This is a genomic window from Streptomyces sp. NPDC004065 (genome assembly GCF_044903565.1).
In the GTDB taxonomy this organism is placed as follows: domain Bacteria; phylum Actinomycetota; class Actinomycetes; order Streptomycetales; family Streptomycetaceae; genus Streptomyces.
Genome location: NZ_JBJDQT010000004.1, coordinates 34,016 through 59,347 on the forward strand (window position 1 = coordinate 34,016; position 25,332 = coordinate 59,347).

Below are 25,332 nucleotides of genomic sequence, written 5' to 3' on the forward strand. Positions count from 1 at the left end.
AAACGAGCTGTCCATCCGGCTGCACCGCGCGGCGCTCCCGGAGTACCCTTCCTTGATCGTTGGGACGGGGAGTGCCCGGGGGAGCGGAAGGCGGTGCGCGGGTGGGCTCGGGAGGCCTGGAGCTGCCCCCTGGTGACGAGGGTCACGAGGGGAGCTCCGCTGACGTCCCGCCCGGCGCGGTGTCCCTGGCCCGGCCGATGGGCGCGGGTGCCATCGGCCCGGAGCTGGACTGGGACGCCGACGCCTGGCGCGAGGTGCGCACGCGCGCCCAGCGGGCCGGCCGCGCCTACATATGGCTGAACCTCGTCGAGCAGCGGCTGCGCGCCGTGGTGGCCGCCGTCCTGCGGCCCGTCTACGAGCCGGTCCACGGCGACGACTGGGTGGTCGCCGCCGCCGGGCCGGCGGGCCAGGAGTGGGTGCAGCGGGCGGTCGCGGTGCGCGAAGTCAGCCGCCGCAAGGGCTACTTGCTCGACCCGGCGGACGACAACGTGATCAGCTTCCTCACCCTGCCGCAGCTGCGCGAGCTGATGGTGCAGCACTGGCCCTGCTTCGAGCCGTACATCGACGAGCGGCGCGACGTCGAACTCGCCCTGGACGAGCTGGAGGTCACCCGCAACGTGGTCTCCCGCAACCGGGCCCTGTCGGAGACGGTGCTCGGCCAGGCCGAGCGGGCCTCGGCGCGCCTGCTGGAGATCCTCGGCACCGGCGGCGACGTGCCCTCCGCGCGGCGGCTGCCCGTCGACGCGGTCGAGGACCTCGTCGGCGACCGGTACGCGGACGTGGTCGCCGTGCACCCCGACCGGGTGCGGCTGCTGCGCCAGTTCCCGGCCGAGGACATCTTCGGCGGCGCCCGCCGCCTGGACGCCATCGGCATCGGCCTCAACCTGCTGGTGCAGAACTTCTCCGGCCGCCGGCTGGTGCGGCTGGCCGGGTCCGGCTGCCGGGTGCGGCTGCTGTTCCTCAACCCGGCCTCCAGCGCGGTGAAGCGGCGCGAGCGCGAACTCGGCCTCAAACGCGGTGAGCTGAGCCGCTCGGTGGAGATGAACATCCTGCACATGCGCCGGGTGCGCTCCCGGCTGCGGGACCCGGGCGCCTTCGAGATCCAGGTCTACGACGAGACCCCGCGCCTGACCGCCTACCTGGTGGACGGCGACGGATCCGACGGCATCGCGGTCGTGCAGTCGTACCTGCGGCGCAGCCGCGGCATGGAGGCGCCGGTGTTCGTGCTGCGCAACGGCAGCAAGGTGGTCAAGTCCGACCACGTCGAGGAGAGCGGGCTGTTCTCCGTCTACCGCGAGGAGTTCGAGCTGATGTGGGCGGATTCGCGTCCGGTGTCCTGAAGTCCCGATTGTCAGTGGCGCATGCGATCGTGAGGACGACTGGGGGAGAGCACCACCGAGGAGGGGGGCCGCCATGGGCTGGCACCGGGAGCTGCTGATCGGTTTCGACCTGGAGACCACCGGCACGGACCCGCGCGAGGCGCGCATCGTCACAGGGGCCGTCGTCGAGCTCCGGGGAGGGCTGCCGGGCGGGCGCCGGGAGTGGCTGGCCGACCCCGGGGTCCCGATACCGGCCGACGCGGTGGCGGTGCACGGCATCAGCGGCGAGCGGGCGGCGGCCGAGGGCAGGCCGGCCGACCAGGTGGCGGACGCCATCGCGGACGTGCTGACCGGCTACTGGCGCACGGGCGTACCGGTGGTCGCGTACAACGCCGCCTTCGACCTGAGCCTGCTCTCCGCCGAACTGCGGCGGTACGCACTGCCGTCGCTGCGGGAGCGCCTCGACGGCGCGGAGCCCGGACCGGTCATCGACCCGTACACCATCGACCGCTGGGCCGACCGCTACCGGCCCGGCAAGCGCACCCTGAAGGCGGTCTGCGGGGAGTACGGCGTGGTCCTCGACTCCGCCCACGACGCCGCGGCCGACGCCCTCGCCGCGGCCCGGCTGGCCTGCGCGATAGCCGGCCGCCACGCCAAGGTGGCGGCGCTCGGCCCGGCGGAGCTGCACCGCCGCCAGATCGAGTGGTACGCCGCCTGGGCGGCGGACTTCCAGGCCTTCCTGCGCCGCAAGGGCGACCCGGACGCGGTGGTCGACGGCTCGTGGCCACTGCGGGCACCGGCGGACGAACCGGTCTGACCGCGGCGGGGCCGCACGGCGGCCGGCCGCGGGCCGGGGCTCGCGGGCCGCGCATCGTGCGGCGTACGCCACCGGGCCGGACGCCGTGGGCCGGGTGCCGGCCGGGCCGGACGCCGCGGGCCATGTGACGGCCGGGCCGCCGTGGCCTGCGCGCCGCCGCCCCGGCACGGGGCCGGGACCGCACGGCCTTGCGCGGGGCCGGGACCGGCGCCCTGCGGGGGCCCGCCGGGGGCCTCGGGCGGGCGTCGGCCTGAGGGGCCGGGCGCGCGTCCGCCGGTGTGCCCGGGCGCGTGCCCGCCGGGGCGTGGGCGGGGTTCTGCCGGACGGCGGGGGCGGGGGCGGGGGCCTGCCGGGGGTTTCGAGGCGGGCGTGCGCCTGGGGGCCCGGACGGGATCCGCCGATGGGCCGGGTGGGGATCTGCTGGAAGGCCCGGTTGGGCATCCGCCGATGCGCCGGGCGGGGACCTGCCGAGGAGCCCGGACGGGCACCCGCCGGAGGAGCTCGAACGGGTGCCCGTCGGAGGGCGCGGGCGGGGTTCCGCCGGGGAACCCCGGGTGGGCACCCGTTGGTGCGCCTGGACGGGGATCTGCCGGAGGCCAGGTGTCGGCGCCCACCGGTGCACCCGGGGGGTCATCCGCCGACGTGCCGGGCGGGGATCTCCCGAGGAGCCCGGACACGCGCCCGCCGGGGGCGCGGGAGGGGTTCCGCCAGGGGCCTCGGGGCGGGCGTGCGCCTGGGGGCCCGGGCGCGCGCCTGCCGGTGTGCCCGGGCGCGTGCCCGCCGGGGCGCGGGCGGGGTTCTGCCGGACGGCGGGGGCGGGGGCCTGCCGGAGACCTCGGGGCGGGCGTGCGCCTGGGGGCCCGGGACGGGATCTGTCGATGCGCCGGGTGGGGATCTGCCGGGGGCCTCGGGGCGGCATCCGCTGGCGGGCCGGACGTGCGCCCGCCGGTGCGTTCGGCACCCGGGGTGCGGCCGGCGGTATCCGTGGGCGCATCCCTGACGGGGAGTCAGAAGGGGTACCAGCGCACCGTGTCGTCGCCGTCCCGCAGGGACTTCACCCGGCGTTCGAACTCGGCCAGCGCCTTGGGGTTGTGCGGGGCGTGCTGGGCGACCCAGGCGCAGCTCGCGGTCTCGCGCGCGCCGCGCAGCACCGGGCAGCCCTCCCACTCCCGCACGTCCCAGCCGTAGGCCGCGGTGAAGGAGTCGTAGGCCGGTGCGGGCAGGCCGTAGCGGTCCCGGGACAGGGCCATGACGACGAGGTCGTGCTCGCGCAGGTCGGCGGAGAAGGTCTCGAGGTCGACCAGCACCGGACCGTCCGGGCCGATGTGCACGTTGCGCGGCAGCGCGTCCCCGTGGATGGGGCCGGGCGGCAGGTGCGGGGTGAGCGCGGCGGCGGCCGCCGCGAAGCCGTCACGGCGCGCGCGCAGATACGCCGCGTCCGCCGGGTCGATCGCGTCGCCCGCGAGCCGCAGCCAGCGTTCCACCCCGCTCAGCAGGTCCCTGGGCGGCAGTTCGAACGCGGGCGCGGGCAGGGCGTGCACCGCGCGCAGCAGTACGGCCAGGTCCCGCGGCTCGGCGGGCCGTACCGGATCGGGCAGCCGGTGCCAGACGGTCACCGGATGGCCGTACACCAGCAGTGCCTCGGGCTCGGCGGCCCGCACCGCCGGGACGCCGGCCTCGGCCAGCCAGGCCGCGATCCGCAGCTCGCGCCGTGCCCGTTCCAGCAGTTCGGCGTCGCGGCCCACCTTGACCACGAGGTCACCGGAGGCGAAGACGGCGTTCTCGCCCAGGGCGAGCAGCCGTGCGCCGCGCGCCGCGTCCGGCAGCACTCGCGCCGCGGCCAGTACGTCCCGCGCCCGCGCCTCGTCCATCGCCCGCTCCCGCCTCCGCATCGGTGTCCGCGTCCGGACAGGTGTCCGCGCCCGTGTCCGCGTCCGTGTCCGTCGTGTGCGACCGCGCCGGTGCGCGGGCACGGGGCCCAGTCTCCCATCCCCGCAGGCCACGGCGGCCCCGGGCCGTCCCCGCGCCAGGGCCCCCGCGGCCGGGACCCGGAGCGACCCGGGCGCCCGGAGCGACGGCGGCACCCGCCGGCTCGCCCGGAGCCGACGGGTGCCGAGGGTGCCGACGGGTGCCGTATTGCCGTATACGGACGCCCTGTACGGAGCAGAGGGGTCAGACCTTCAGGCGCTCGTGCTCCCTGGGCCCGGGCGGTGCGGCCACCGCCTCCGCGACCTCGTCGTGGGTGAGGTCCGGCAGGCGGTGCAGCCACCGGGGCAGGTACCAGTTGCGCTCGCCCAGCAGCGCCATCACCGCGGGCAGCAGCACGCCCCGGATGACCGTGGCGTCGATCAGCACCGCCGCCGCCAGGCCCACACCCATCTGCTTCATCGACTGCATCGACAGCGTGCCGAAGATCGCGAACACCGCCACCATGATCACCGCGGCGCTGGTGACGACGCCCGCCGTGGTGACCACGCCGTGCTGGATCGCCTCCTTGGTGGAGCGGCCCCGCAGCCGCGCCTCGCGGATCCGGGAGACCACGAACACGTGGTAGTCCATCGAGAGGCCGAACAGGATCACGAACAGGAACAGCGGCAGCCAGGTGACGATCGCGCCGACGCCCTGCGCACCCACCAGGGAGGCACCCCAGCCGTGCTGGAAGACGGCCACGAGGATGCCGTAGGCGGCGCCCACCGACAGCAGGTTGAGCACGATCGAGGTGATCGCGACGGTCAGCGAGCGGAAGGACAGCAGCATCAGCAGGAAGGCGAACACCACGACGAAGGCGAACACCGGCACGACGGAGCCGACGAGCTGGTCGTTGAAGTCGCGCGAGCCGGCGACCTGCCCGGTGACCGGCGCCCGCAGCCCCTCGACCTTGCCCAGCGTCGCGGGCCGCACCTCGTCGCGCAGCTTCTCCAGGCTCTTGCCCGCCTTGTCGAAGTCGGAGCCGCCGACCAGGGGCACGGAGACGAACGCGACGTTCTGCGCCCGGTACAGCTTGACGTCCACCGGGCCGCGCGAGGCGCCCGAGGAGACGGCCTCCTCCTTGAACCGGGCCAGCGCCGCCCGCACCTCGGGCGCCTCGATGTCCTTGGCCTCGACGACCACCTGGGCCGGCTCGGAGCCGCCGGGGAAGGCCTCGTTGACCCGGTTGTACGTCTGCACGATCGGCAGCGAGTCACCGAACTCCTGGTCCAGGGTGAGCTGCGAGGTCTTCATGCCGAGCGCCGGCGCCGCGACGGCGAGCAGCGCACCGGCGGCCACGGCCACGGAGACCACCGGCCGGGCCAGCACCCGGCGCAGCACGGCCGTCCAGAACCTGCTCCCGCCGTCACCGTTGCCGTTGCCGCGGCCGGCCCGGCGCCGCAGGAAGGGGATACGCCCCTTCTCCACCCGCTCGCCCAGCAGGGACAGCAGCGCGGGCAGCACGGTGACCGAGCCGACCATGGCGACCGCCACCACCATCAGGGAGGCCAGGCCCATCGCCTCGAACTCGGCGAGCCCGGTGAACAGCATGCCCGCCATCGCCACGCACACCGTGACACCGGAGACGATGATCGCGCGTCCGCTGGTCGCGGCGGCGATGCGCAGGGCGGTGGAGGCGTCCCGTCCCGCGGCCCGCTCCTCACGCTCCCGGCGCAGGTAGAACAGGCAGTAGTCGACGCCGACCGCCATACCGACCAGCAGCATCACGGAGTTGGCGGTGTCGCTCATCGGCTGCACATGGCTGACGATGCCCATCAGGCCCATCGTGGCCATGATCGCGGTGATCGCCAGCGCCACCGGCAGCAGCGCGGCCACCAGCGCGCCGAACGCGATCAGCAGGATGCCGAGGGCCACCGGCACGGCCGAGTACTCGGCCTGCTGGAAGTCGTCCCCGAACGCGTCGGCGTACTGCTTCTGCATGCTGGCGCCGCCGATCTCCTCGATCCGCAGCGAACCGTGCTTCTGCTGGACGCCCTCGACCACCTTCAGCACCGGCTCCACCCGGTCCCCGGCGGTGTCCGCGTCGCCGCGCATCTCGAACTGCACGAGCGCGCTGCGGCCGTCCTTGGAGATCGTCTTCGTGTCGTACGGCGAGGTCACGGCCGTGACGCGGCCGGTTTCCCGCACGGCGCGGACCACGTCCCCGACGGCCGCCCGGAAACCGGCGTCCGTCGCGGTGGTGGTGCCGTCCTTCGCCTGGATCAGGACCGTCTCGCTCGCGGGCCGCTCGATGCCGGCGTCCTCGATGATCCTGGCCGCGGTGTGCGTCTCGCCCTTGAGCTGGTCGCTCTCGTTGACGTCCACCCGGCCCGCCGCCGAGCCGAGTCCCATGGCCAGGACGACGAACAGCACCCAGATGCCGACGGCCGCCCACCGGTGCCGGGCGCTCCAGCCGCCGGCCCGTGCGGCCAGCCCCCGCACCCGCGGTCGATCGTTCTCCATGACGGGCCTTCCCCCCTCGTACAGGGTGGCGACCCCTGCCGCCACCTTCCGATTCGAAGGTAGGCGCGGGACAAGGCCAACTCCTCGTACCGGCAGGTGAGCTGCGGCGCGCGCGGCTCATCCCCGCGGACCCCGGCGCCTCCGCACTGGGGAGGACAGTGGCCCCCTACACCTATCCGGCCGGGCGGGGGAGAACCCCCAGGGGCGGGTGATCAGCGGTCGCAGCACTAGGGTGGGCGGATGACGACGTATGCGGCGCTGCTGCGCGGTGTCAACGTGGGCGGCGGCAGAAAGCTTCCGATGGCCGGGCTGCGGGCCGTGATGGAGGAGCTCGGGCACACCGGCGTGCGCACGTATCTGCAGAGCGGGCAGGCCGTCTTCACCTGCGCGCACGGCGACGAGGAGTCCCTGGCCGCCGGGCTCACCGAGGCGATCGGCGGGCGGTTCGGCCTCGACGTGGACGTGATCGTCCGCGACCACGGCTATCTGCGGGCCGTGGTGGAGGCGTGCCCGTTCCCGGCCGCCGGACTGGAGGGCCGGCAGCTGCACGTCACCTACTTCTCCGCACCCGTCGACGCGGCCCGTTTCGCGGAGGTCGACCAGGAGGTGTATCTGCCCGAGGAGTTCCGGCTCGGCGACCGCGCCCTGTACCTGTACGCGCCCGACGGGCTCGGCCGCTCCAGGCTCGCCGCGTCCCTGTCCCGTCCCCGGCTGAACAAGGGCGTGATCGCCACCACGCGCAACTGGAACACGGTGACCAAGCTGGCCGAACTCACCGCCTAGAAGACACCGGGCTGTTCGGCCGGTCACCGCGCCTGCCGGCCGAGGCGTACGCGGCGGGTTCACGCCGATTGGGCCATGCGGAGACCGCGTGATTGGGCCGGGACGCCGGCCCGGTCGGGTACTACCGTCGGCGCCATGACGCACGACTCGCCCACCCGTGTCGACCTGTGGTTCGACCCCGCCTGCCCGTTCGCCTGGATCACCTCCCGCTGGCTGCTCGAGGTCGAGCGCGAGCGCCCGCTCGACCTGCGCCTCCGGGTCATGAGCCTGTACCTGCACAACGCCGGCAACGAACTCCCCGACTGGTACCGGGAACTGGTCGACAAGTCGATCGGCCCGGTGCGGGTGGCCGTCGCGGCGGCCGAGCGGCACGGCGAGAAGGTGCTGCGCGACCTGTACACGGCGCTCGGCACGCGCATCCACGAGCGCCGGCGGGACGACTACGACACGGTCGTCGCCGAGGCCCTGGCGGAGACCGGACTGCCCGCCTCCCTGGCCGGCGCCGCGCACGACCCGGCGTACGACGAGGCCGTGCGCCGCAGCCACGAGGCCGGGACCGAACCCGGCACCGGCCGCTACGTGGGCACGCCCACCCTGCACGTGGACGGCACGGTCTGGTTCGGCCCCGTACTGGGGGCCGTGCCGCGCGGCGCCGAGGCCGCACAGCTCTTCGACGGCTTCCGGGCCCTGGCCGCCCACCCCGGCTTCTTCGAACTCAAGCGCACCCGCACGGGGTCGCTCCGCTTCGACTGACCGGCCACCCCGCCCGATCCGCTGCCCCGTCCGGCCGGCCGCCCCGTGCGAACGGGCGCCGTCCGGACAGCCGCCCAGTCCGACCGGCCGCCCCGATCCCCTGTGACACATCCGCACCGCCGAACGCTGAATCAAGTACGGACCATTGCACGGCGGCCTCCGGCGCGCGATGGCAGGACCGTCCGCGGACCGGCACCACGGGGGAGTGCCGGCCGCGGACGTCTCGTCCCACGGGCCCGGCGCAGGGCTCCCGGCGCCCGGCGTCCCGGCGTCCCGGTGTCAGGCGCCGATCGCCGCGAGCGAGGGGTGGCGGGCGGCGTCGTACCGTTCCAGCAGGACCCGCGCCACCTCGGGTGCCGGGCCGAGGACGTCGGCGCGTACGTCGGCCCCGGCCGCGCCCCGCGCGATGCGGTCCGGCAGGAAGCCCGGCGCCAGTACATAGGGCGCCACCGCGATCCGCTCGCAGCCCAGTTCCCGCAGCTCCCGCACCGCGTCCTCGGTGCGGGGAAGGGCCGCGGAGGCGAACGCAGGCCGCACGGCGCACCAACCGGTGAGCCGCCACTCCCGCGCGATATCTGCGATCACTGCGATCGCCTCCGGGTCACTGGACCCCGCCGAGGCCAGCACGACCCCGGTCGAGGGCTTGTCGGCGGGGGTGAGCCCCGCCTCGTACAGCCGCCGCTCCAGCGCCTGGACCAGCAGCGGCGAGGGGCCGAGGACGCCGGCCTGCCGGATCCGCAGCCGCGGCGGCGCCTGCCGCAGCACCGACGGGATGTCGGCCTTCGCGTGGAAGGCCCGGGTCAGCAGCAGGGGCAGCGCCACCACGTCCCGCACCCCCTCGGCGGCCAGCGACTCCAGCACGGCCGGCACCGAGGGCACGTTGAAGTCCAGGAACCCGGTCTCCACCCGCAGCCCCGGGCGCATCGCCCGCACCCGCCGCACCAGGGCGTGCACGGTGGCGGCATGCCGCGGATCGCGGCTGCCGTGGGCGACGACGAGCAGGACGGACCGGTGGGACATGGCGGTTCAGCTCTTCACGAGGAGGCCGCGGCCGCGCAGCACCCGCCGCTCCAGCGGACTGAAGATCAGCAGGTCGATGGCGATGCCGACGAACAGGATCAGGATGATGGCCTCGAACACCATGGCCATGGAGCTGGCGTTGCGGCCGTTCTCCAGCAGGGCGCCCAGGCCGATGCCCAGGTCGGGCGAGGAGGCGATGATCTCCGCCGCCATCAGCGAGCGCCAGGAGAACGCCCAGCCCTGCTTCAGTCCCGCGAGATAGCCCGGCAGCGAGGCCGGCAGCACGATGTGCCAGGCGCCCCGCGCGCCGGTCGCGCCCATGGTGCGGCCGGCCCGCAGGAACAGCGGCGGCACCTGGTCGATGCCCGAGACCAGGCCGTTGGCGATGGACGGGACCGCGCCGAGCAGGATGACCGCGTACATCATCGAGTTGTCCAGGCCCAGCCAGATCACCGCCGGCGGCACCCAGGCCACCGACGGCAGCGACTGAAGGCCCGACAGCACCGGGCCGATCGCGGCGCGCACGAACTTCACCCGGGCCACCAGCAGCCCCAGCGGGGTGCCGATGGCCAGCGCGAACAGGAAGCCGAGCAGGCCGCGCGAGACGGACGTCCACATGTAGCCGAGCAGCTCGCCGCGCAGCCAGGCGTCCTTGAACTCGGCGCCCACGTCGGCCGGCGAGGGCAGCTTGGTCGGGTCGTCGACGATCTTCAGCGAGATCAGCGCCTGCCAGACCACCAAGGCCACCGCGACCGCCACGACCGGCGGCAGGATCTTGCGGACGAAGGTCTGCCGGGCGGACGCACGGCCGGCGAGCGGGGTCTCCAGCGCGTCGAGCCCGGCCTCCACACCGTCCAGGCCGGCGCCCCGCGCCGTGTCCGCCGGCGTCTTCGCGGCCGTCTTCGTCTCAGTGCTGGCCATGGCGGCGGATCTCCCCACGCAGGACTTCGGTGATCTCCAGGGACAGCTCCGCGACGGGGGCGTCCTCGATGCGGCGCGGCTGCGGGATGTCCACCGTCCACTGGCGGGCCACCCGCCCGGGGCGGGAGGACAGCAGGACCACGCGCTGGGCGAGCCGCACCGCCTCGCGCACGTTGTGCGTCACGAACAGCACGGACACGCCCGTCTCCTGCCAGATCCGGGTCAGCTCGTCGTGCAGGACGTCCCGGGTGATGGCGTCCAGCGCCGCGAACGGCTCGTCCATCAGCAGCAGGTTGCTCTCCTGCGCGAGCGCGCGGGCCAGCGCCACGCGCTGGCGCATGCCGCCCGACAGCTCGTGCACGCGCTTGCCGTACGCGCCCCTGAGCCGGACCAGTTCCAGCAGCTCCTCGGCCCGGCCGCGGCGGTCGGACTTCGCCACCCCCCGCAGCTTGAGGGCCAGTTCTATGTTCTTGCCCGCGGTCAGCCACGGGAACAGGGCGTGCTCCTGGAACATCAGCGCCGGGCGGCCGTCCGTCGTGATGGACCCGGCGGTGGGCCGGTCCAGGCCCGCCACCAGGTTCAGCAGGGTGGACTTGCCGCAGCCCGAGGCCCCGAGGAGAGTGACGAACTCGCCCGGGGCGACGTCGAGGCTGATGTCGTCGAGGACGAGCTGCCGCCCGCCCGGTGCCGCGAAGGACTTCGAGACGCCCTCGAGGCGCGCCGCGTGCGCTACGGCCTCGGCGGCCCTGGCGAGTGTCGTGGCCATGGTCGTCACCTCCTGGGGACTCTTCGGGTACGGGAACTACTGGGCGCCGAGTCCGGCGGCGCCGACGGCCGGCCGGCCCTCGGCCCGGAGGACCTTGTTGAGCAGGGTGAGGTCGTAGATGCCGGCCGGCTCCGGGTCCTTGAGCAGGCCGGCCTCGGCGGCGTGCCGCGCCTCGGTGGCCAGAGTGGCGGCCAGCGGGTCGTCGGTGATCCGGAGGGACTTCCACGCCGGGTCGAGGACCTCGGCCGGCAGCGCCTTGCCGGAGTCGGCCCGCAGCTGCCGGTTGGCGGCCTGCTTCGCCGCGTCCGGGTGGGCGTTGATCCACTTGTTGGTGTCGACCGAGGCCTTCAGCACGGCCTCGACGGCCGCCGGGTGCTCCGTGAGGAACCGCTGCGACACGATGATGTTCGTGATCACGAACTTCCGGTCCGGCCACAGCGAGGACTCGTCCAGCAGCACCTTGGCGCCCTCGGCGACCAGCTTGGACGCGGTCGGCTCCGGCACCCACGCGCCGTCGACGGAACCGGACCGGTAGGCGTCCGGGGTGACCTTGTTGTCGGTGCGGACCACCTTCACGTCGCCCCGGCCGCTCAGCGCGTCGACCTTCCAGCCGCGCTCGGCGATCCAGTGCAGGAACGCCACGTCCTGGGTGTTGCCCAGCTGCGGGGTCGCGATCCTCTTGCCCTTGACGTCCGCCGGGGTCCTGATCTTCTTCGGGTCGACGACGAGCTTCACCCCGCCGGAGGCGGAACCGCCGACGATGCGCAGGTTCTTGCCGCCCGACCTGGTGTAGCCGTTGATCGCGGGGGAGGGGCCGATCCAGCCGATGTCCAGGGAGCCGGAGTTGAGGGCCTCGATCTCGGACGGGCCGGCGTTGAACACCTGGTACTCGGCCCGGGTTCCGCCGAGCGCCTTCTGGAAGAAGCCCTGCTCCACGCCCACCAGCGCGGTCGCGTGGGTCAGATTGCCGAAGTAGCCGATCCTGACGGAGTCGAGCCCGTCGGTCTTCCGGGCGCCGGCGGCGGTCTGCTGTCCGGCGCCCAAGTCGTCGGCCTTGGAGCCGTAGCCGCAGGCGGCGAGGGCCAGCAGGGGCAGCACGGCGGCCACGGCGAGGCGGCGGCTCAGCAGGGGCGCTCGGTTGGCAGGCACGGGAGGTGTTCCTCTCGGAGGCCCGGCGGTCACGGTCCGTCAGGCCGTGGCCGGGAGGTCGGCGGGTCTTCGTCGCGGCCCGGACGCCGGGCCCTCATGCTCAGAAGTCCCAGCCGTCGTCGTCGGCGGGGTCGCTCACGGGCTCGGGGGAGGCGAAGGACTCGCCCACCATGCCCGCGGTCAGCGTGGTGCCGTCGCCGGGATCGATCAGGATGAACGATCCGGTGCGGCGCGAGTCGGCGTAGGAGTCCACCGGCAGCGGCTCGGCGGTGCGGATCTTCACCCGGCCGATGTCGTTGGCGGCGAGCCGGCCCGGGTGCGGGTGCAGGGACAGGTCGTCCAGGGTGAGCCGGGAGGGGATGTCCTTCACGATCGCCTTGACCGTGCGGGTGCCGTGCTTGAGCAGCACCCGGTGGCCGACGGTGAGCGGCTGGTCGGCGACGTGGCAGACGGTCGCCTCCACGTCCTGGGTGGTGGCGGGCGCGTCCTTGGCGGGCACGATCAGATCGCCGCGCGAGACGTCGATGTCGTCCTCCAGCAGCACCGTCACCGACTGCGTCGTCCAGGCCGCCTGAACCGGCTCGCCGAGCAGGTCGATCCCGGAGATCCGCGTCGTACGGCCCGAGGGCAGCACCGTGACCTCCTCGCCGACCCGGAAGGTGCCGGCCGCGATCTGGCCCGCGTAGCCGCGGTAGTCGGGGTGCTCGGCGGTCTGCGGCCGGATCACGTACTGCACGGGCAGCCGCGCGTGGCAGTGCGCCAGGTCGTGGCTGACCGGCACGGTCTCCAGGTGCTCCAGCACGGTCGGGCCGCCGTACCAGTCCATGTGCGCGGACGGCTCCACCACGTTGTCGCCGACCAGCGCGGAGATCGGGATCGCGGTGACCTCGGGCACGCCCAGCTCGGTCGCGTACGCCGTGAACTCCTCGGCGATCGCGGCGAACACGGACTCCTCGTAGCCGGCCAGGTCCATCTTGTTCACCGCGAGGACCACGTGCGGGACGCGCAGCAGCGCGGCGATCGCGGCGTGCCGGCGGGTCTGCTCGACCACGCCGTTGCGGGCGTCGACGAGGATCACCGTCAGTTCGGCGGTGGAGGCGCCGGTGACCATGTTCCGCGTGTACTGCACATGGCCCGGGGTGTCGGCCAGGATGAACCGGCGGCGCGGGGTGGCGAAGTAGCGGTAGGCCACGTCGATGGTGATGCCCTGCTCGCGCTCGGCGCGCAGCCCGTCGGTGAGCAGCGCGAGGTCCGGCGCGTCCTGCCCGCGGCTCGCGGAGGCCCGCTCCACGGCCTCCAGCTGGTCGGCGAGGACCGACTTGGAGTCGTGCAGCAGCCGGCCCACCAGGGTGGACTTGCCGTCGTCGACGGAGCCGGCGGTGGCGAACCGCAGCAGGGTGGTGGCCGCCGGCTGCTCGGTGGTGGTCGTGCTCATCTCTAGAAGTACCCCTCGCGCTTGCGGTCCTCCATGGCGGCCTCGGACAGCTTGTCGTCGGCGCGGGTGGCGCCGCGCTCCGTCAGCCGGGAGGCGGCGATCTCGGCGATCACCTTCTCGATGGTGTCGGCGTCGGAGTCGACCGCTCCGGTGCAGGACATGTCACCCACGGTGCGGTAGCGCACCAGCCGCTTGACGACCCTCTCGCCGTCCTTCGGGCCGCCCCACTCGCCGGCGGTCAGCCACATGCCGTTGCGGGAGAACACCTCGCGCTCGTGGGCGTAGTAGATCTGCGGCAGTTCGATGCCCTCGCGGGCGATGTACTGCCACACGTCCAGCTCGGTCCAGTTGGACAGCGGGAAGACGCGGACGTGCTCGCCGGGGGCGTGCCGGCCGTTGTAGAGGTTCCACAGCTCGGGCCGCTGGCGGCGCGGGTCCCACTGGGAGAACTCGTCGCGCAGCGAGAACACCCGCTCCTTGGCCCGCGCCTTCTCCTCGTCGCGGCGCCCGCCGCCGAAGACCGCGTCGAACCGCTCGCTCTGGATCTTCTCGGTGAGCGGCAGCGTCTGCAGCGGGTTGCGGGTGCCGTCCGGGCGCTCCTTGAGCACCCCGCGGTCGATGTAGTCCTGGACCGAGGCCACGTGCAGCCGCAGTCCGTGCCGGGCGACCGTGCGGTCCCGGTACTCCAGCACCTCGGGGAAGTTGTGCCCGGTGTCGACGTGCAGCAGCGCGAAGGGCACCGCGGCGGGCGCGAACGCCTTCAGCGCCAGGTGCAGCATGACGATGGAGTCCTTGCCGCCGGAGAACAGGATCACCGGGTTCTCGAACTCCCCCGCCACCTCGCGGAAGATGTGCACCGCCTCGGACTCCAGCGCGTCCAGGTGGGAGAGCGCGTACGGGCTGCGGGTGCCCTCGCCGCCCGACGTGACCTCGGCGACGGTCGTCATGCCAGTCCCCTTTCGCTGAGCAGGGCGTACACCGACGCCGCGGACTCCTGCACGCTCTGGTGCTGCGACTCGATCCGCAGATCCGGCGAGACCGGCTCCTCGTACGGGTCGTCGACGCCGGTGAGCCCGGTCAGCTCGCCCGCGGCCTGCTTGGCGTACAGGCCCTTCACATCGCGCACGGAGCACACCTCGAGAGGAGTGGCCACGTGCACCTCCACGTACGCCGTCCCGTTCTTCTCGTGCCGCTTGCGCACCGCGTCCCGGCTGTCGGCGTACGGCGCGATCACCGGGACCAGCGCCAGCACGCCGTTGCGGGCGAGCAGTTCGGCGACGAAGCCGATGCGCTGCACATTGGTGTGCCGGTCCTCGCGGCTGAAGCCGAGGCCCGCGGAGAGGAACTCGCGGATCTCGTCGCCGTCGAGCACCTCGACGCGGTGGCCCTCCTCGCGCAGCCGGCCCGCGAGCTCGTGCGCGATGGTGGTCTTGCCGGCGCTCGGCAGACCCGTGAGCCAGACGGTGGCTCCGGTCGTCACGTGGTTCTCCTGGTCTGGGATGGTCGCGGCCTGAGGGTTCGTCATCCGTGCAGCCCGCACTCGGTCTTGGCGCTGCCCGCCCAGCGGCCGGCGCGCGCGTCCTCGCCCTCGAGCAGCCGGCGGGTGCAGGGCGCGCAGCCGATGGAGCCGTAGCCGTCCATCAGCAACGGGTTGGTCAGTACGCCGTGTTCGGCGACGTAGGCGTCCACGTCGTCCTGGGTCCAGCGGGCGATCGGGGAGATCTTGACCTTGCGCCGCCGCTCGTCCCAGCCGACCACGGGGGTGTTCGCCCGGGTGGGGGACTCGTCGCGGCGCAGGCCGGTCGCCCAGGCCCGGTAGCCCGTCAGGCCCTCCTCCAGCGGCCGCACCTTGCGCAGCCGGCAGCACAGGTCGGGGTCGCGGTCGTGCAGCCTCGGGCCGTACTCGGCGTCCTGCTCGGCGACGGTCTGCCGCGGGGTGAGGGTGATGACGTTGACGTCCATCACCGCCTCCACGGCGTCGCGGGTGCCGATGGTCTCCGGGAAGTGGTAGCCGGTGTCGAGGAACACCACGTCCACTCCGGGCAGGGCGCGGGAGGCGAGGTGGGCGACCACCGCGTCCTCCATGGAGGAGGTCACGCAGAACCGCCTGCCGAAGGTCGCGGCCGCCCACTGGAGGATCTCCAGCGCGGTGGCGTCCTCCAGTTCCCGGCCGGCCCGCTCGGCCAGCGCCTTCCACTCCTCGTCCGTGCGCTCTTGCTGAGCCGTCGTCATGCCTGTCCGTCCCCTCCGTCGTCGGCTCGGCCGAAGCCCCGGGCCAGCAGCCCGAGGAACTTCAGCCGGAAGGCCCGGTTGCACGCCCCGCACTCCCACGCCCCGTGGCCCTCTTCGCCCGGCCGCAGGTCCTCCTCGCCGCAGTAGGGGCAGTAGAAGGGAGCCGCCCGCTCGCTCACGACAGGGCCTCCTGCGGGGCGCGTGCGGCCCAGGCGGCGAACCGCTCGCCGTCCTCGCGCCCGGCCAGGTAGCGCCGCAGCACCCGCTCCACGTAGTCCGGCAGCTCCTCCGCGGTGACCTTCAGGCCGCGCACCTTGCGGCCGAACCCCGGCTCCAGGCCGAGCGCGCCGCCCAGGTGCACCTGGTAGCCCTCGACCTGCTCGCCGTGCTCGTTCAGCACGAGCTGGCCCTTGAGACCGATGTCCGCGACCTGGATGCGGGCGCAGGCGTTGGGGCAGCCGTTGAGGTTGATGGTGATCGGCTCGTCGAACTCCGGCAGGCGGCGCTCCAGTTCGTCGATCAGCGTCGAACCGCGCTGCTTGGTCTCCACGATGGCGAGCTTGCAGAACTCGATGCCGGTGCAGGCCATGGTGCCGCGCCGGAAGGAGGACGGCCGGGCGGTGAGGTCCAGCGCCTCCAGCCCCTCGACGAGCGAGTCGACCCGGCCCTCCGCGACATCGAGGATGATCATCTTCTGCTCGACGGTGGTCCGCACCCGGGCGGAGCCGTGCGCCTCGGCCAGCTCGGCGATCTTCGTGAGCGTGGCGCCGTCGACGCGGCCCACCCGCGGGGCGAAGCCGACGTAGTAGCGGCCGTCCTTCTGGCGGTGCACACCGATGTGGTCGCGCCACCGCTGCACCGGCTGCTCGGGGGCGGGCCCGTCGATCAGCTTGCGCCCCACGTACTCGTCCTCGAGCACCTGCCGGAACTTCTCCGCGCCCCAGTCGGCGACCAGGAACTTCAGCCGCGCCCGGTTGCGCAGCCGGCGGTAGCCGTAGTCGCGGAAGATCGACAGCACGCCCTCGTAGACGTCCGGGACGTCCTCGATGGGCACCCAGGCGCCCAGCCGCACCCCCAGCTTGGGGTTGGTGGACAGACCGCCGCCGACCCACAGGTCGAAGCCGGGCCCGTGCTCGGGGTGGCGTACGCCGACGAAGGCGACGTCGTTGATCTCGTGGACCACGTCCAGCAGCGGGGAGCCGGAGATGGCCGTCTTGAACTTCCTCGGCAGGTTCGAGTACGCCTTGTTGCCCAGCACCCGGCGCTGGATCTCCTCCAGCGCGGGGGTGCCGTCGATGATCTCGTCCTCGGCGATGCCGGCGACCGGCGAACCGATCATCACGCGCGGGGTGTCGCCGCAGGCGGTCACCGTGGACAGGCCGACCGCCTCCAGACGGTTCCAGATCTCGGGCACGTCCTCGATGCGGATCCAGTGGTACTGGACGTTCTGCCGGTCGGTGATGTCGGCGGTGCCGCGCGCGAACTCCTGGGAGATCTCCCCGATGACGCGCAGCTGCGCGGTGGTGAGCCGGCCGCCGTCGATGCGGACCCGCAGCATGAAGTAGCGGTCGTCCAGCTCCTCCGGCTCCAGGATCCCGGTCCTGCCGCCGTCGATCCCGGGCTTGCGCTGGGTGTACAGGCCCCACCAGCGCATCCGGCCGCGCAGGTCGTTGGGGTCGATCGAGTCGAAGCCGCGCTTGGAGTAGATCGTCTCAATGCGTGTCCGCACATTGAGACCGTCGTCGTCCTTCTTGAACTGCTCGTTGCCGTTGAGCGGGGTGAAGTGCCCCGCGGCCCACTGCCCCTCGCCGCGGTGACGGCTCACCTTGCGGCGGGAAGTCGCGGCGGCAGGGTTCGGCGGCGTGGCGGCCATGGTTGACACGTCCTTCGGGACAGGCGGAAAGCGGCTCTGACCTGCGCGCCGGCACAAGGGCAGGCTTGCGCGTCATTGCGCGGCAGGCGAGGGGATAAGCAGGGGGGAACGCGGCGTCGCTGGCGGATCAGCTCGCCGGACAGATGGCGCTGGACATGCGGCCGTGGTCGACGTGCCGTCGGCTCACCAAGGCGATTCCAGTTCCAGACATGACGGCAGCGTGGCACGGCGATCTCGGCACAGTCCAGCTTCGTCCATCATGCGGACACCCTTGTCCCGGAATGCGGAACAAGGGTGTCGTGGCTCACATGGCGCGGCGCCGGCCGCGTCGGTCCAGGTCAGGCCGGGTACGCCCCCGGCCAGGGTCCCGGAGTGGCAACCTCCGGTTCCTCCTCGACCTTGGTGTCGAACAGCTTGAAGCCGCGCCGCAGGTAGTTGTCCATCGCGTGCTCGCCGTCCTTGCTGCAGGTGTGCAGCCACACCCGCTTGGTGGTGGCCAGGCCCGGCCAGCGGTCGGCGAGGTCCCAGGCGCGGGCGGTGCCGTGGGCCAGCAGGTGCCCGCCGATCCGCCGGCCGCGGAAGGCGGGGATCAGCCCGAAGTAGGCGATCTCCACCACGCCGTCGTCCTGCGGGTCCAGTTCGACGTACCCCGCCGGTGTGCCCCGCTCGTACGCCACCCACGTCTCGACGCCCGGACGGTCCAGGTACTCCCGCCAGCGCGCGTACGACCAGCCGAGCCGGTCGGTCCAGCGGATGTCGCCGCCCACCGACGCGTACAGGAACCGGCTGAACTCGGGCGAGGGCATCTCGGAGCGGACGATCCGGACGTCGCCCTCGGGGGTGGCGGCCGGCAGGAGGTCGGTCGGGGCGGTCTGCTCCAGGGACCAGGTGGTCACGGCGATGTGCGTCATGCCGGCCAGGGAATCATCCGGACCGGCTCCCTGTCGACGCGCGTCCGGGCGGTGGGCGGTGGGCGGTGGGCGGTCGCGGGGCGAGGCGGGGCGCGGTGCGGGGCACGGGGCCGTGGTGGCGGGCGGTCGCGGACCGGTGGTGCCGGGCCTGGCGGTGACCGGTCGGGCGGTGCCCCCAGTCCTCGCGGTGACCGGTCGGGCGGCGCCGGTCAGCGCAGCGACCGGTCCACCGAGGACAACGGCAGCGCGAACAGGGTCCGTCCGGACAGGGACCACAGCTCGCCGGTCTGCGGCCAGTAGGCGAGCGAGCCGGTGCCGTCGCCCCAGCAGCGGTGGGTGTCCCCGGAGCCGCAGTCGGCCGCCCGCGCTCCGTGCGCGTTCTGCCGCCAGAGGGTGCCGTGGGCGGCGTCCTCGCCGGCGGAGCGCGCCAGGTACCAGTCCGCGGGGGAGTCCGGTCCGGTGGCGTGGGAGAGCACGCCCCGGACCCCGTCGGCCTTGCTCTCCCAGGCCTCGCCGGCGAGCACGGTCCCGGAGGAGTCGGCGGCGAGCAGTCCGGCGCGGGCGGGGTCGGAGCTGAAGTAGTACCGCCACAGCCGCGTGTGCCGTCCGCTGCCCCGGGGCCCCGCCTGGCTCGCGACCAGGGCGGCCGGCGCGGAGGTGCGGTCCAGGGACAGTCCCGTGGGGCAGGAGGCGGCCGTGTCGTCCGGGCCGGCCCAGCCGTCCGTGCCGCCCGTCCGGTCGCAGCCTCCGTCGGCCGCGCGGTAGGAGGCCACCGCGGGAAGGGCCCAGCGCATGCCGTACGCCGACCAGCCGCCGGGCACCCTGCCGATCGCGTCGCTGTGCACGGTGGCGCGCTGGATGCGGTCCAGGTCGTACACGTACAGCGCGTCGCGCTCGCCGCCGGTGGTGGTGACCAGCAGCTTGTCGCGGTACCAGGTCATGCCCGACACGTGCGAGCGCAGGGCGCGGTAGTCGCGTCCGCCGTCCACCGGGACGACGAGCAGGGCCCAGCTGTAGGTGAGGTGGTGCGGGTCGTCGGCGTTCACGAAGGCCACCCGGGCCGCCCCGCCCCCGCCGCCGCTGGACTCGGTCCAGCCCGAGAGGATGACGCGGTGCCCGCCCCAGCGGCCGTCCGGCGCGGCGTCCCCGGAGGTGGTCACGGAGGCCGGCTGCCAGCGCCGCGTGGCCGCGTCGGCGGCGTCCCAGCAGTAGGCGCGGGTGGCCGCGGGCTCGACGGGCAGCGCCTCCTTCTCGCCGGCGGAACAGCCGCCCGTGTCGCGCAGGGCGCGGTCGGCGCCGTGCAGCACCGCGGAGACCCCGACCGGGTGGCCCATCGCCGTGGCGAGCCGGTCCAGGGACCGCTGGGGGACGGGCTGTTCGGTCAGCCGCAGCCGGGCGAGCTCGGCGGGCGAGGACAGCGGCCTGAGCGCGCCGGGGTTGGCGGCGACGGTGGCCTGCGAGGTGCTGATGAGGGTGGCGGTGGCGGTCAGGGCGAGGGCCGTTCCGGCCAGGACGGCTCGTACCGCCCTGCCTCGTCTGCGCCGCCGGTGCCGGCCGCGGTGTCCCATAACAGCCCCCTTTTTCAGGGTTCGGTTCGCCTCCGCGCGTCCCGGCCGCGAACCGGGCCGGCCGGGACGGCCCAACTGCGCCGGGTGGTCCTCGCGTTGACCGAGGAGCAGATGGGGTGACCCGGACCGATGCTACGGCAGTCCGGCGCGCCGCAGGACGAAGACCCGGCAAATACGCGGAAGATGCCACCCCGGGAGTACGCGCGCCACCGGCCCTGACCCGGGCCGGCGGCCGGGCGGGCGGTGGTTGCACCGGCCGGCTCGGCACCGGGTTCGGTGGTCGTCGGGCAGCGGTTGCGGCGGCCGGTCCGGGCCGGGGTGCGTCACGGTCGGCGGGTGTACGGGGTCACTTCGCGCGGGTCGCGCGGGCCGGTGTCGCGCCCGGCGCCGGACGATGCCGCGACGTGGGTCGGCCGGGCACGGCTCCGGCGTCATGGCGAAGTGGCCCGCCTGACGGTGCCGCGCCGCGTCACGCCGTCACGGTGTGCCCGCCGGTGGGCGGGCGCCCGTGACCGCGGGTGCGGTGGAGTGCGGCAGCAGGTCGCGCGGGTCGTCCGGGAGGGCCACCTCGACGTCGGCGTCCTCGCGGAAGCGGTACGGCCGGTGGTCCAGGAAGGCTCCCATATAGCGCCGTATCCGGGACATCTCGGCGCGGACCGTCACCCGGCGGTCCGGGTCCCCGAACAGGTCCTCGGCCAGTCCCGCGGCGCTGCGGCCGGACCGGTGCACCGCCAGCAGATAGAGCAACTCGGCGTGTCTCGGGCTGAGTTCGTGGGTCCACGAGCCGGCGGCGCCGGACACGGTGACCGTCCAGCGGCGCGGCCCGGACAGGTCCAGCACGATCCGCGCCCGCCCGTGCGGGGCCGGTTCCTCGCCGGCGCGCAGCAGCCAGCCGCCCGCCAGCGGTTCCAGCGTGCACAGGCCGACCGCGGGCAGCCACCGGCGGCCCGCCGAGGGCGACTTGGGCAGCGGGATCCGGGGTGTGTACGGCATGCCGGACACGGCCGCCGTCCAGCCGTCCCGGTCCACCACCGCGGCCCGGCCGCCGATCCGGGCCAGCACCGGCGCGGCGACCGCCCGCAGCCGCTCCAGCGAGGACAGGTGCAGCTCCCGCAGCCTGGCCTCGGCCAGTTTGGCCACCGAGCCCACCCAGGCGACGGTGGCCGGGTGCATGGTCTCCAGCGGCCCGCTGACGTCCACCACACCGAGCAGCCTGCCGTCGCGCGGGTCGGTGATCGGGGCGCCGGTGCAGGTCCACGAGGTGTGGGAGCGCACGAAGTGCTCGGAGGCGAAGACCTGGACGGGCCGGCGCACCACGGCCGGGGTGCCGACGCCGTTGGTGCCCACGACGTCCTCCCGCCAGTCCGCGCCCACTTCGAACCCGAGCTCGTCCGCCCTGCGCAGCACCGGCACGCTGCCCTCGCGCCACAGCACCCGGCCTTCGTCGTCGGCGACCACCATGATGTGCTGCGCGACATCGGCGACCGACAGCAGTCCCTCGCGCAGCACCGGCAGCGCGTGCCGCAGCGGTGAGGCCTCCCGGCGCCGTTCGACCTCCTCCAGGGGCAGCGGTGCGGGGCGGAAGCCGCGATCGGGGTCCACACCGCTGCGCCGTACCCGCTCCCAGGACCGCCCGATCACCGGGCGCGGCGCCAGGCGGGCGCGCTGCCCGGCGAGCGTCGCCGAACGCACCTCGCTGAGCACCCGTGCCGCGCGCGCCGTGTCGACGGCGGCGAGCCGCGTGACGTCCGTCGGCGCCTTCGCCACTGGTTCCTCCCACCGGCAGGGGTCGCGGACAACCGGTCTCCCCGAGGTCCACCGGCCACTCCCCGGCGCCGTCGCGGCTGTCCGGTTCATAGTGCCGCCCCGCGCCGCCGGAGGGGCCGAGTCCGGTCACCGCGGAAGGTGAGGTTGCAACCCTCTGCAACCCTGGTGAACCACCGCCGACTGCTTGAGGATTGGTCAATGTCGCTGCGTGCGACGTATGTGGCCGCGAAGGGCCAGGAAGCGGGGGTGGTGCCGTGTCGGCGCAGCACCACCCCCGCGCCGCGGCCTGAATCCACCGGAAAACCGGTCGCCCGCCCCGGTCCCGCGCGGGCCGCGGGAGTCCGGTTCCGGTCGCCGGCGCACCTGGGACACCGGGGCACCCGGATACCCGGGACACCCGGATACCCGGGGCACCCGGATACCCGGGGCACCCGGATACCCGGGGCACCCGGATACCCGGCCTCCGCCACGGCCGCGCACCGCGACCGCTGTCCGTGCGCGAGCGGCGGCGGGCGGACGAGACACGCACCCGCACCCGTCAGACGTGCACCCGGGCCCGTTCCACCACCGCGCGCAGGTCCAGGGTGCGGGGCAGGGTGCCGAAGGCCGCGCCCCAGTCCCCGCCCAGCCGGGAGGCGCAGAAGGCGTCGGCCACCTCGGGCGGCGCGTACTGCACCAGCAGCGCCCCCTGGAGCACCAGCGCCAGCCGCTCCACCAGCCGCCGGGCGCGGGCCTCCACGCCCTCCAGGTCGGCGAGTTCGGTGAGCAGGTTCTTGATCGCCCCGTCCAGCCGGTGGTCGGCGCCCCGCGCCCGCCCCACCTCCCGCAGATACGCGTCCAGGGCGCCCGGCTCCCGCCGCAGTGCCCGCAGCACGTCCAGCGCCTGGACGTTGCCCGCGCCCTCCCAGATGGAGTTCAGCGGCGACTCGCGCACCAGCCGGGGCAGCGGGAACTCCTCCACGTACCCGTTGCCGCCCAGGCACTCGGCGGCCTCCACCACCACCGGCGCGCACCGCTTGGTCACCCAGTACTTGGCGGCCGGCAGCGCGATCCGCAGCAGCGCGCGCTCCTGCTCGCCGCCGTCGTCGCAGGCCGCCGCGAGCCGCAGCGCGAGCGTGGTCGCCGCCTCCGACTCCAGCGCCAGGTCCGCCAGGACGTTGCGCATCAGCGGCTTGTCGACGAGCAGCCCGCCGAAGGCCTCGCGGTGCGCGCAGTGGTGCACGGCCTGCGTCACCGCCTGCCGCATCAGACCGGCCGAGCCCAGCGCGCAGTCCAGCCGGGTCGCCGCCACCATCTCGATGATGGTGCGCACCCCGCGCCCCTCCTCGCCGACCCGGCGGGCCCAGGTCCCGTCGAACTCGACCTCGGCCGAGGCGTTCGACCGATTGCCGAGCTTGTCCTTCAGCCGCTGGATCAGGAACACGTTCCGCGTGCCGTCCGGCAGCACGCGCGGCACCAGGAAGCAGGTGAGCCCGCCGGGCGCCCGCGCCAGCACCAGGAAGCCGTCCGACATCGGCGCCGAGCAGAACCACTTGTGCCCGGTCAGCTCGTACGTCCCCGCCTCGGCCAGCGGCCGCGCGGCGGTGGTGTTGGCGCGCACGTCGCTGCCGCCCTGCTTCTCGGTCATGCCCATCCCGAACAGCGCCCCGGCCTTGAGATGCGCGGGCCGCAGTTCGCGGTCGTAGATCATCGACGTCAGCCGCGGCTCCCACTCGGCGGCCAGCTCCGGTTCGGCGCGCAGGGCCGGCACCGCCGCGTGGGTCATCGACAGCGGGCAGCCGTTGCCGGCCTCGACCTGCGTCCACACCAGGAAGGCCGCCGCCCGCCGCACGTGCCCCGCCGGACGCGACCACGCCGCGGTCAGACCGGCCGAGACGCCCTTGCCGAGCAGCCGGTGCCAGGCCGGGTGGAACTCCACCTCGTCCAGGCGGTGGCCGTAGCGGTCGTGGGTGTGCAGCCGCGGCGGGTTGTCGTTGGCGAGCGCACCCCACTCCTGGAGCTGGGCGGAGCCGGCCGACCGGCCCAGTGCCGCCAGCTCGCCGCGCACCTCCTCCAGCAGCTCCGCGCCCACGTGCCGCTCGACGGCCTCGACCAGGGCGCGGTCGGCGGTGAAGACGTCGTGGCCGACCAGGGGCGGCGCCTGATTGGTCACGGTGTGCGTGCGCTCTGCCATGGAACGGAACCTACCCGCGGTGCCGCTCCGCTCACCAGGCACGCGGCACCGGCCGCCCCGGGGGCCGGTCCCGCCGTACGGCACCGGTTGCCCCGCACGGCACCGGCCGCCCCGGGAACCGGCCCCGCCGCACGGCCGTGCGCGTGCCCGCCGCGGCCGTGCGGGGCCGGGCGCGGCCGGGCGGCGGCGTCCTGCCTGGTCGCCGCACCCGGCCGGGGAGAAGGAGGGGCCCGGGCAGGGATACCTTTGGGTCGTGCAGTCAGCCAGTGAGACCCCCGACAGGCCGTCCGGCCGCCTCCACCGGGCCCGAGCCCTCTACCGGAACGTGTCCAAACGCCGCACGGCCTGGCTGCTGCTGAAGGACACCGTCAACTCGTGCGTGGAGTACCGCATCCTGGGCCTGGCGGCCGAGGCCGCGTTCTTCTCCCTGCTGTCGGTGCCCCCGCTGCTGCTCAGCCTGATCGGACTGCTCTTCTACGTCGACACCTGGACCGGCGCGCACACCATAGCCAGCCTGGAGCGCAACATCCTCGACGCCTCCCGCACCGTCCTGTCCGACGAGGGCGTCCGGGAGATCACCCAGCCGATCCTGCGGGACGTGATGAAGGGCGGCCGGCCCGACGTCATCTCGATCGGCTTCGTCTTCGCCCTGTGGTCGGGCTCGCGCGCGGTGAACGTCTTCATCGACACGATCACCGTGATGTACGGCCTCGACGGCGTGCGCGGCATCGTCAGGACCCGGCTGCTGGCCTTCGGGCTGTTCGTGGTGGCCCTGCTGATCGGCTCGGTGGCGCTGCCGCTGATGGTGGCGGGCCCGGACGCGGTGGTGCGGATCGTGCCCTGGTCGACGACGGTCGTGCAGATCCTGTACTGGCCGGTGGTGATCGTGCTGTCGGTGGCGTTCCTGACCACGCTGTACCACGTGTCCGTGCCCGTGCGCTCGCCGTGGATCGAGGACGTGCCCGGCGCCCTGGTCGCCCTGGCCATGTGGGTGGTGTGCAGCTTCCTGCTGCGCATCTACCTCACCAGCACCGTCGAGGGCCCGACCATCTACGGCTCGCTGGCCGCGCCCGTCGCGGTGCTGCTGTGGATCGGTGTGTCCGCGTTCGCGGTGCTCGTCGGGGCCGCGGTCAACGCCGCGATCGACCGGGTGTGGCCGGCCGCCGCGACGGCCGCGGCCCGCGCCGCGAACGAGCGGGTGCGCGAGGCGCAGATCGCCGAGTACGTCGCCCGTGCCGCCGCGGCCCGCGAGAGCGACCCCGACGACCCGGACATGCCCTCGGAGTTCCCCGAGCGCTGGTCCCGCTTCCTGCCCCCGGAGGACGTGACGGCCCGCCTGCGCGCCCATGTGAAGAGCGGCAACGCGCGCGGCCCGCACAAGAACGACCAGAACGGCTCCTCGACCGGCAAGTGA

General features: G+C 74.1%; 21 protein-coding genes. 5 read left to right on the forward strand and 16 right to left on the reverse strand.

Features of this window, described 5'->3' with window-relative positions:
* Positions 1-101: 101 nt before the first annotated feature.
* Both ACI2LW_RS07535 and ACI2LW_RS07540 read left to right on the forward strand, forming a co-directional pair.
* The gene (locus tag ACI2LW_RS07535) at positions 102-1,340 is read left to right on the forward strand and encodes an SAV2148 family HEPN domain-containing protein (RefSeq protein WP_404730220.1); all 1,239 of its coding nucleotides are present in this window, start codon (positions 102-104) and stop codon (positions 1,338-1,340) included.
* Positions 1,341-1,413: 73 nt separating this feature from the next.
* On the forward strand, positions 1,414-2,136 hold the full coding sequence (locus ACI2LW_RS07540) for a 3'-5' exonuclease (protein ID WP_404730221.1): 723 nt from the start codon (positions 1,414-1,416) through the stop codon (positions 2,134-2,136).
* Positions 2,137-3,143: 1,007 nt separating this feature from the next.
* Here ACI2LW_RS07540 and ACI2LW_RS07545 read toward each other — a convergent pair.
* Together ACI2LW_RS07545 and ACI2LW_RS07550 are read right to left on the reverse strand one after the other, a co-directional pair.
* Entirely contained in the window at positions 3,144-4,007 is an 864-nt protein-coding gene (locus ACI2LW_RS07545; RefSeq protein WP_404730222.1) for a phosphotransferase enzyme family protein, read from the reverse strand.
* Positions 4,008-4,308: 301 nt separating this feature from the next.
* Entirely contained in the window at positions 4,309-6,567 is a 2,259-nt protein-coding gene (locus ACI2LW_RS07550; RefSeq protein WP_404730223.1) for an MMPL family transporter, read from the reverse strand.
* A gap of 240 nt (positions 6,568-6,807) precedes the next feature.
* On the opposite strand from ACI2LW_RS07550, the gene ACI2LW_RS07555 reads away from it, so the two are divergent.
* Entirely contained in the window at positions 6,808-7,350 is a 543-nt protein-coding gene (locus ACI2LW_RS07555; protein ID WP_404730224.1) for a DUF1697 domain-containing protein, read from the forward strand.
* 135 nt (positions 7,351-7,485) lie between these two features.
* Positions 7,486-8,103 (forward strand): DsbA family protein, encoded by a 618-nt coding sequence (locus tag ACI2LW_RS07560; RefSeq protein WP_404730225.1) that lies wholly within the window; start codon positions 7,486-7,488, stop codon positions 8,101-8,103.
* A gap of 279 nt (positions 8,104-8,382) precedes the next feature.
* Here the strand turns inward: ACI2LW_RS07560 and ACI2LW_RS07565 are convergent, their stop codons facing one another.
* The 14 genes from ACI2LW_RS07565 to ACI2LW_RS07630 form a co-directional block, all read right to left on the reverse strand.
* Positions 8,383-9,123 carry a sirohydrochlorin chelatase gene (locus ACI2LW_RS07565; protein ID WP_404730226.1) on the reverse strand — a complete coding sequence of 247 codons (741 nt, stop codon included), beginning with the start codon at positions 9,121-9,123 and terminating at the stop codon, positions 8,383-8,385.
* Positions 9,124-9,129: 6 nt separating this feature from the next.
* Positions 9,130-10,044 carry an ABC transporter permease gene (locus tag ACI2LW_RS07570; protein WP_404730227.1) on the reverse strand — a complete coding sequence of 305 codons (915 nt, stop codon included), beginning with the start codon at positions 10,042-10,044 and terminating at the stop codon, positions 9,130-9,132.
* Entirely contained in the window at positions 10,031-10,810 is a 780-nt protein-coding gene (locus ACI2LW_RS07575; protein WP_404730228.1) for an ABC transporter ATP-binding protein, read from the reverse strand. The genes ACI2LW_RS07570 and ACI2LW_RS07575 overlap by 14 nt, the downstream gene beginning before the upstream one ends.
* 36 nt (positions 10,811-10,846) lie before the next feature.
* Complete coding sequence (locus ACI2LW_RS07580; RefSeq protein WP_404730229.1) at positions 10,847-11,959, reverse strand: aliphatic sulfonate ABC transporter substrate-binding protein; 1,113 nt, start codon at positions 11,957-11,959, stop codon at positions 10,847-10,849.
* Positions 11,960-12,059: 100 nt separating this feature from the next.
* The gene (locus ACI2LW_RS07585) at positions 12,060-13,394 is read right to left on the reverse strand and encodes a sulfate adenylyltransferase subunit 1 (RefSeq protein WP_404730230.1); all 1,335 of its coding nucleotides are present in this window, start codon (positions 13,392-13,394) and stop codon (positions 12,060-12,062) included.
* Positions 13,395-13,396: 2 nt separating this feature from the next.
* Positions 13,397-14,341 (reverse strand): sulfate adenylyltransferase subunit CysD, encoded by a 945-nt coding sequence (cysD, locus tag ACI2LW_RS07590; RefSeq protein ID WP_404730231.1) that lies wholly within the window; start codon positions 14,339-14,341, stop codon positions 13,397-13,399.
* Positions 14,338-14,874 (reverse strand): adenylyl-sulfate kinase, encoded by a 537-nt coding sequence (gene cysC, locus ACI2LW_RS07595; RefSeq protein ID WP_404730232.1) that lies wholly within the window; start codon positions 14,872-14,874, stop codon positions 14,338-14,340. The genes cysD and cysC overlap by 4 nt, the downstream gene beginning before the upstream one ends.
* Before the next feature lie 41 nt (positions 14,875-14,915).
* Positions 14,916-15,626, reverse strand: a complete 711-nt coding sequence (locus ACI2LW_RS07600; RefSeq protein WP_404730233.1) for a phosphoadenylyl-sulfate reductase — start codon at positions 15,624-15,626, stop codon at positions 14,916-14,918.
* Positions 15,623-15,805, reverse strand: coding sequence for a hypothetical protein (locus tag ACI2LW_RS07605; protein ID WP_404730234.1), 183 nt, complete (start codon positions 15,803-15,805; stop codon positions 15,623-15,625). Before ACI2LW_RS07605 ends, ACI2LW_RS07600 begins: the two co-directional genes overlap by 4 nt.
* On the reverse strand, positions 15,802-17,499 hold the full coding sequence (locus tag ACI2LW_RS07610) for a nitrite/sulfite reductase (RefSeq protein WP_404730235.1): 1,698 nt from the start codon (positions 17,497-17,499) through the stop codon (positions 15,802-15,804). Before ACI2LW_RS07610 ends, ACI2LW_RS07605 begins: the two co-directional genes overlap by 4 nt.
* A gap of 338 nt (positions 17,500-17,837) precedes the next feature.
* Positions 17,838-18,410 (reverse strand): GNAT family N-acetyltransferase, encoded by a 573-nt coding sequence (locus ACI2LW_RS07615; RefSeq protein WP_404730236.1) that lies wholly within the window; start codon positions 18,408-18,410, stop codon positions 17,838-17,840.
* A 209-nt stretch (positions 18,411-18,619) separates the two neighbouring features.
* Entirely contained in the window at positions 18,620-19,978 is a 1,359-nt protein-coding gene (locus tag ACI2LW_RS07620; protein ID WP_404730237.1) for a hypothetical protein, read from the reverse strand.
* Positions 19,979-20,455: 477 nt separating this feature from the next.
* The gene (locus ACI2LW_RS07625) at positions 20,456-21,745 is read right to left on the reverse strand and encodes a GAF domain-containing protein (protein WP_404730238.1); all 1,290 of its coding nucleotides are present in this window, start codon (positions 21,743-21,745) and stop codon (positions 20,456-20,458) included.
* 538 nt (positions 21,746-22,283) lie between these two features.
* The gene (locus ACI2LW_RS07630; protein WP_404730239.1) at positions 22,284-23,918 is read right to left on the reverse strand and encodes an acyl-CoA dehydrogenase family protein; all 1,635 of its coding nucleotides are present in this window, start codon (positions 23,916-23,918) and stop codon (positions 22,284-22,286) included.
* A 253-nt stretch (positions 23,919-24,171) separates the two neighbouring features.
* Between ACI2LW_RS07630 and ACI2LW_RS07635 the strand changes: the two genes are divergently transcribed.
* Entirely contained in the window at positions 24,172-25,332 is a 1,161-nt protein-coding gene (locus ACI2LW_RS07635; RefSeq protein ID WP_404730240.1) for a YihY/virulence factor BrkB family protein, read from the forward strand.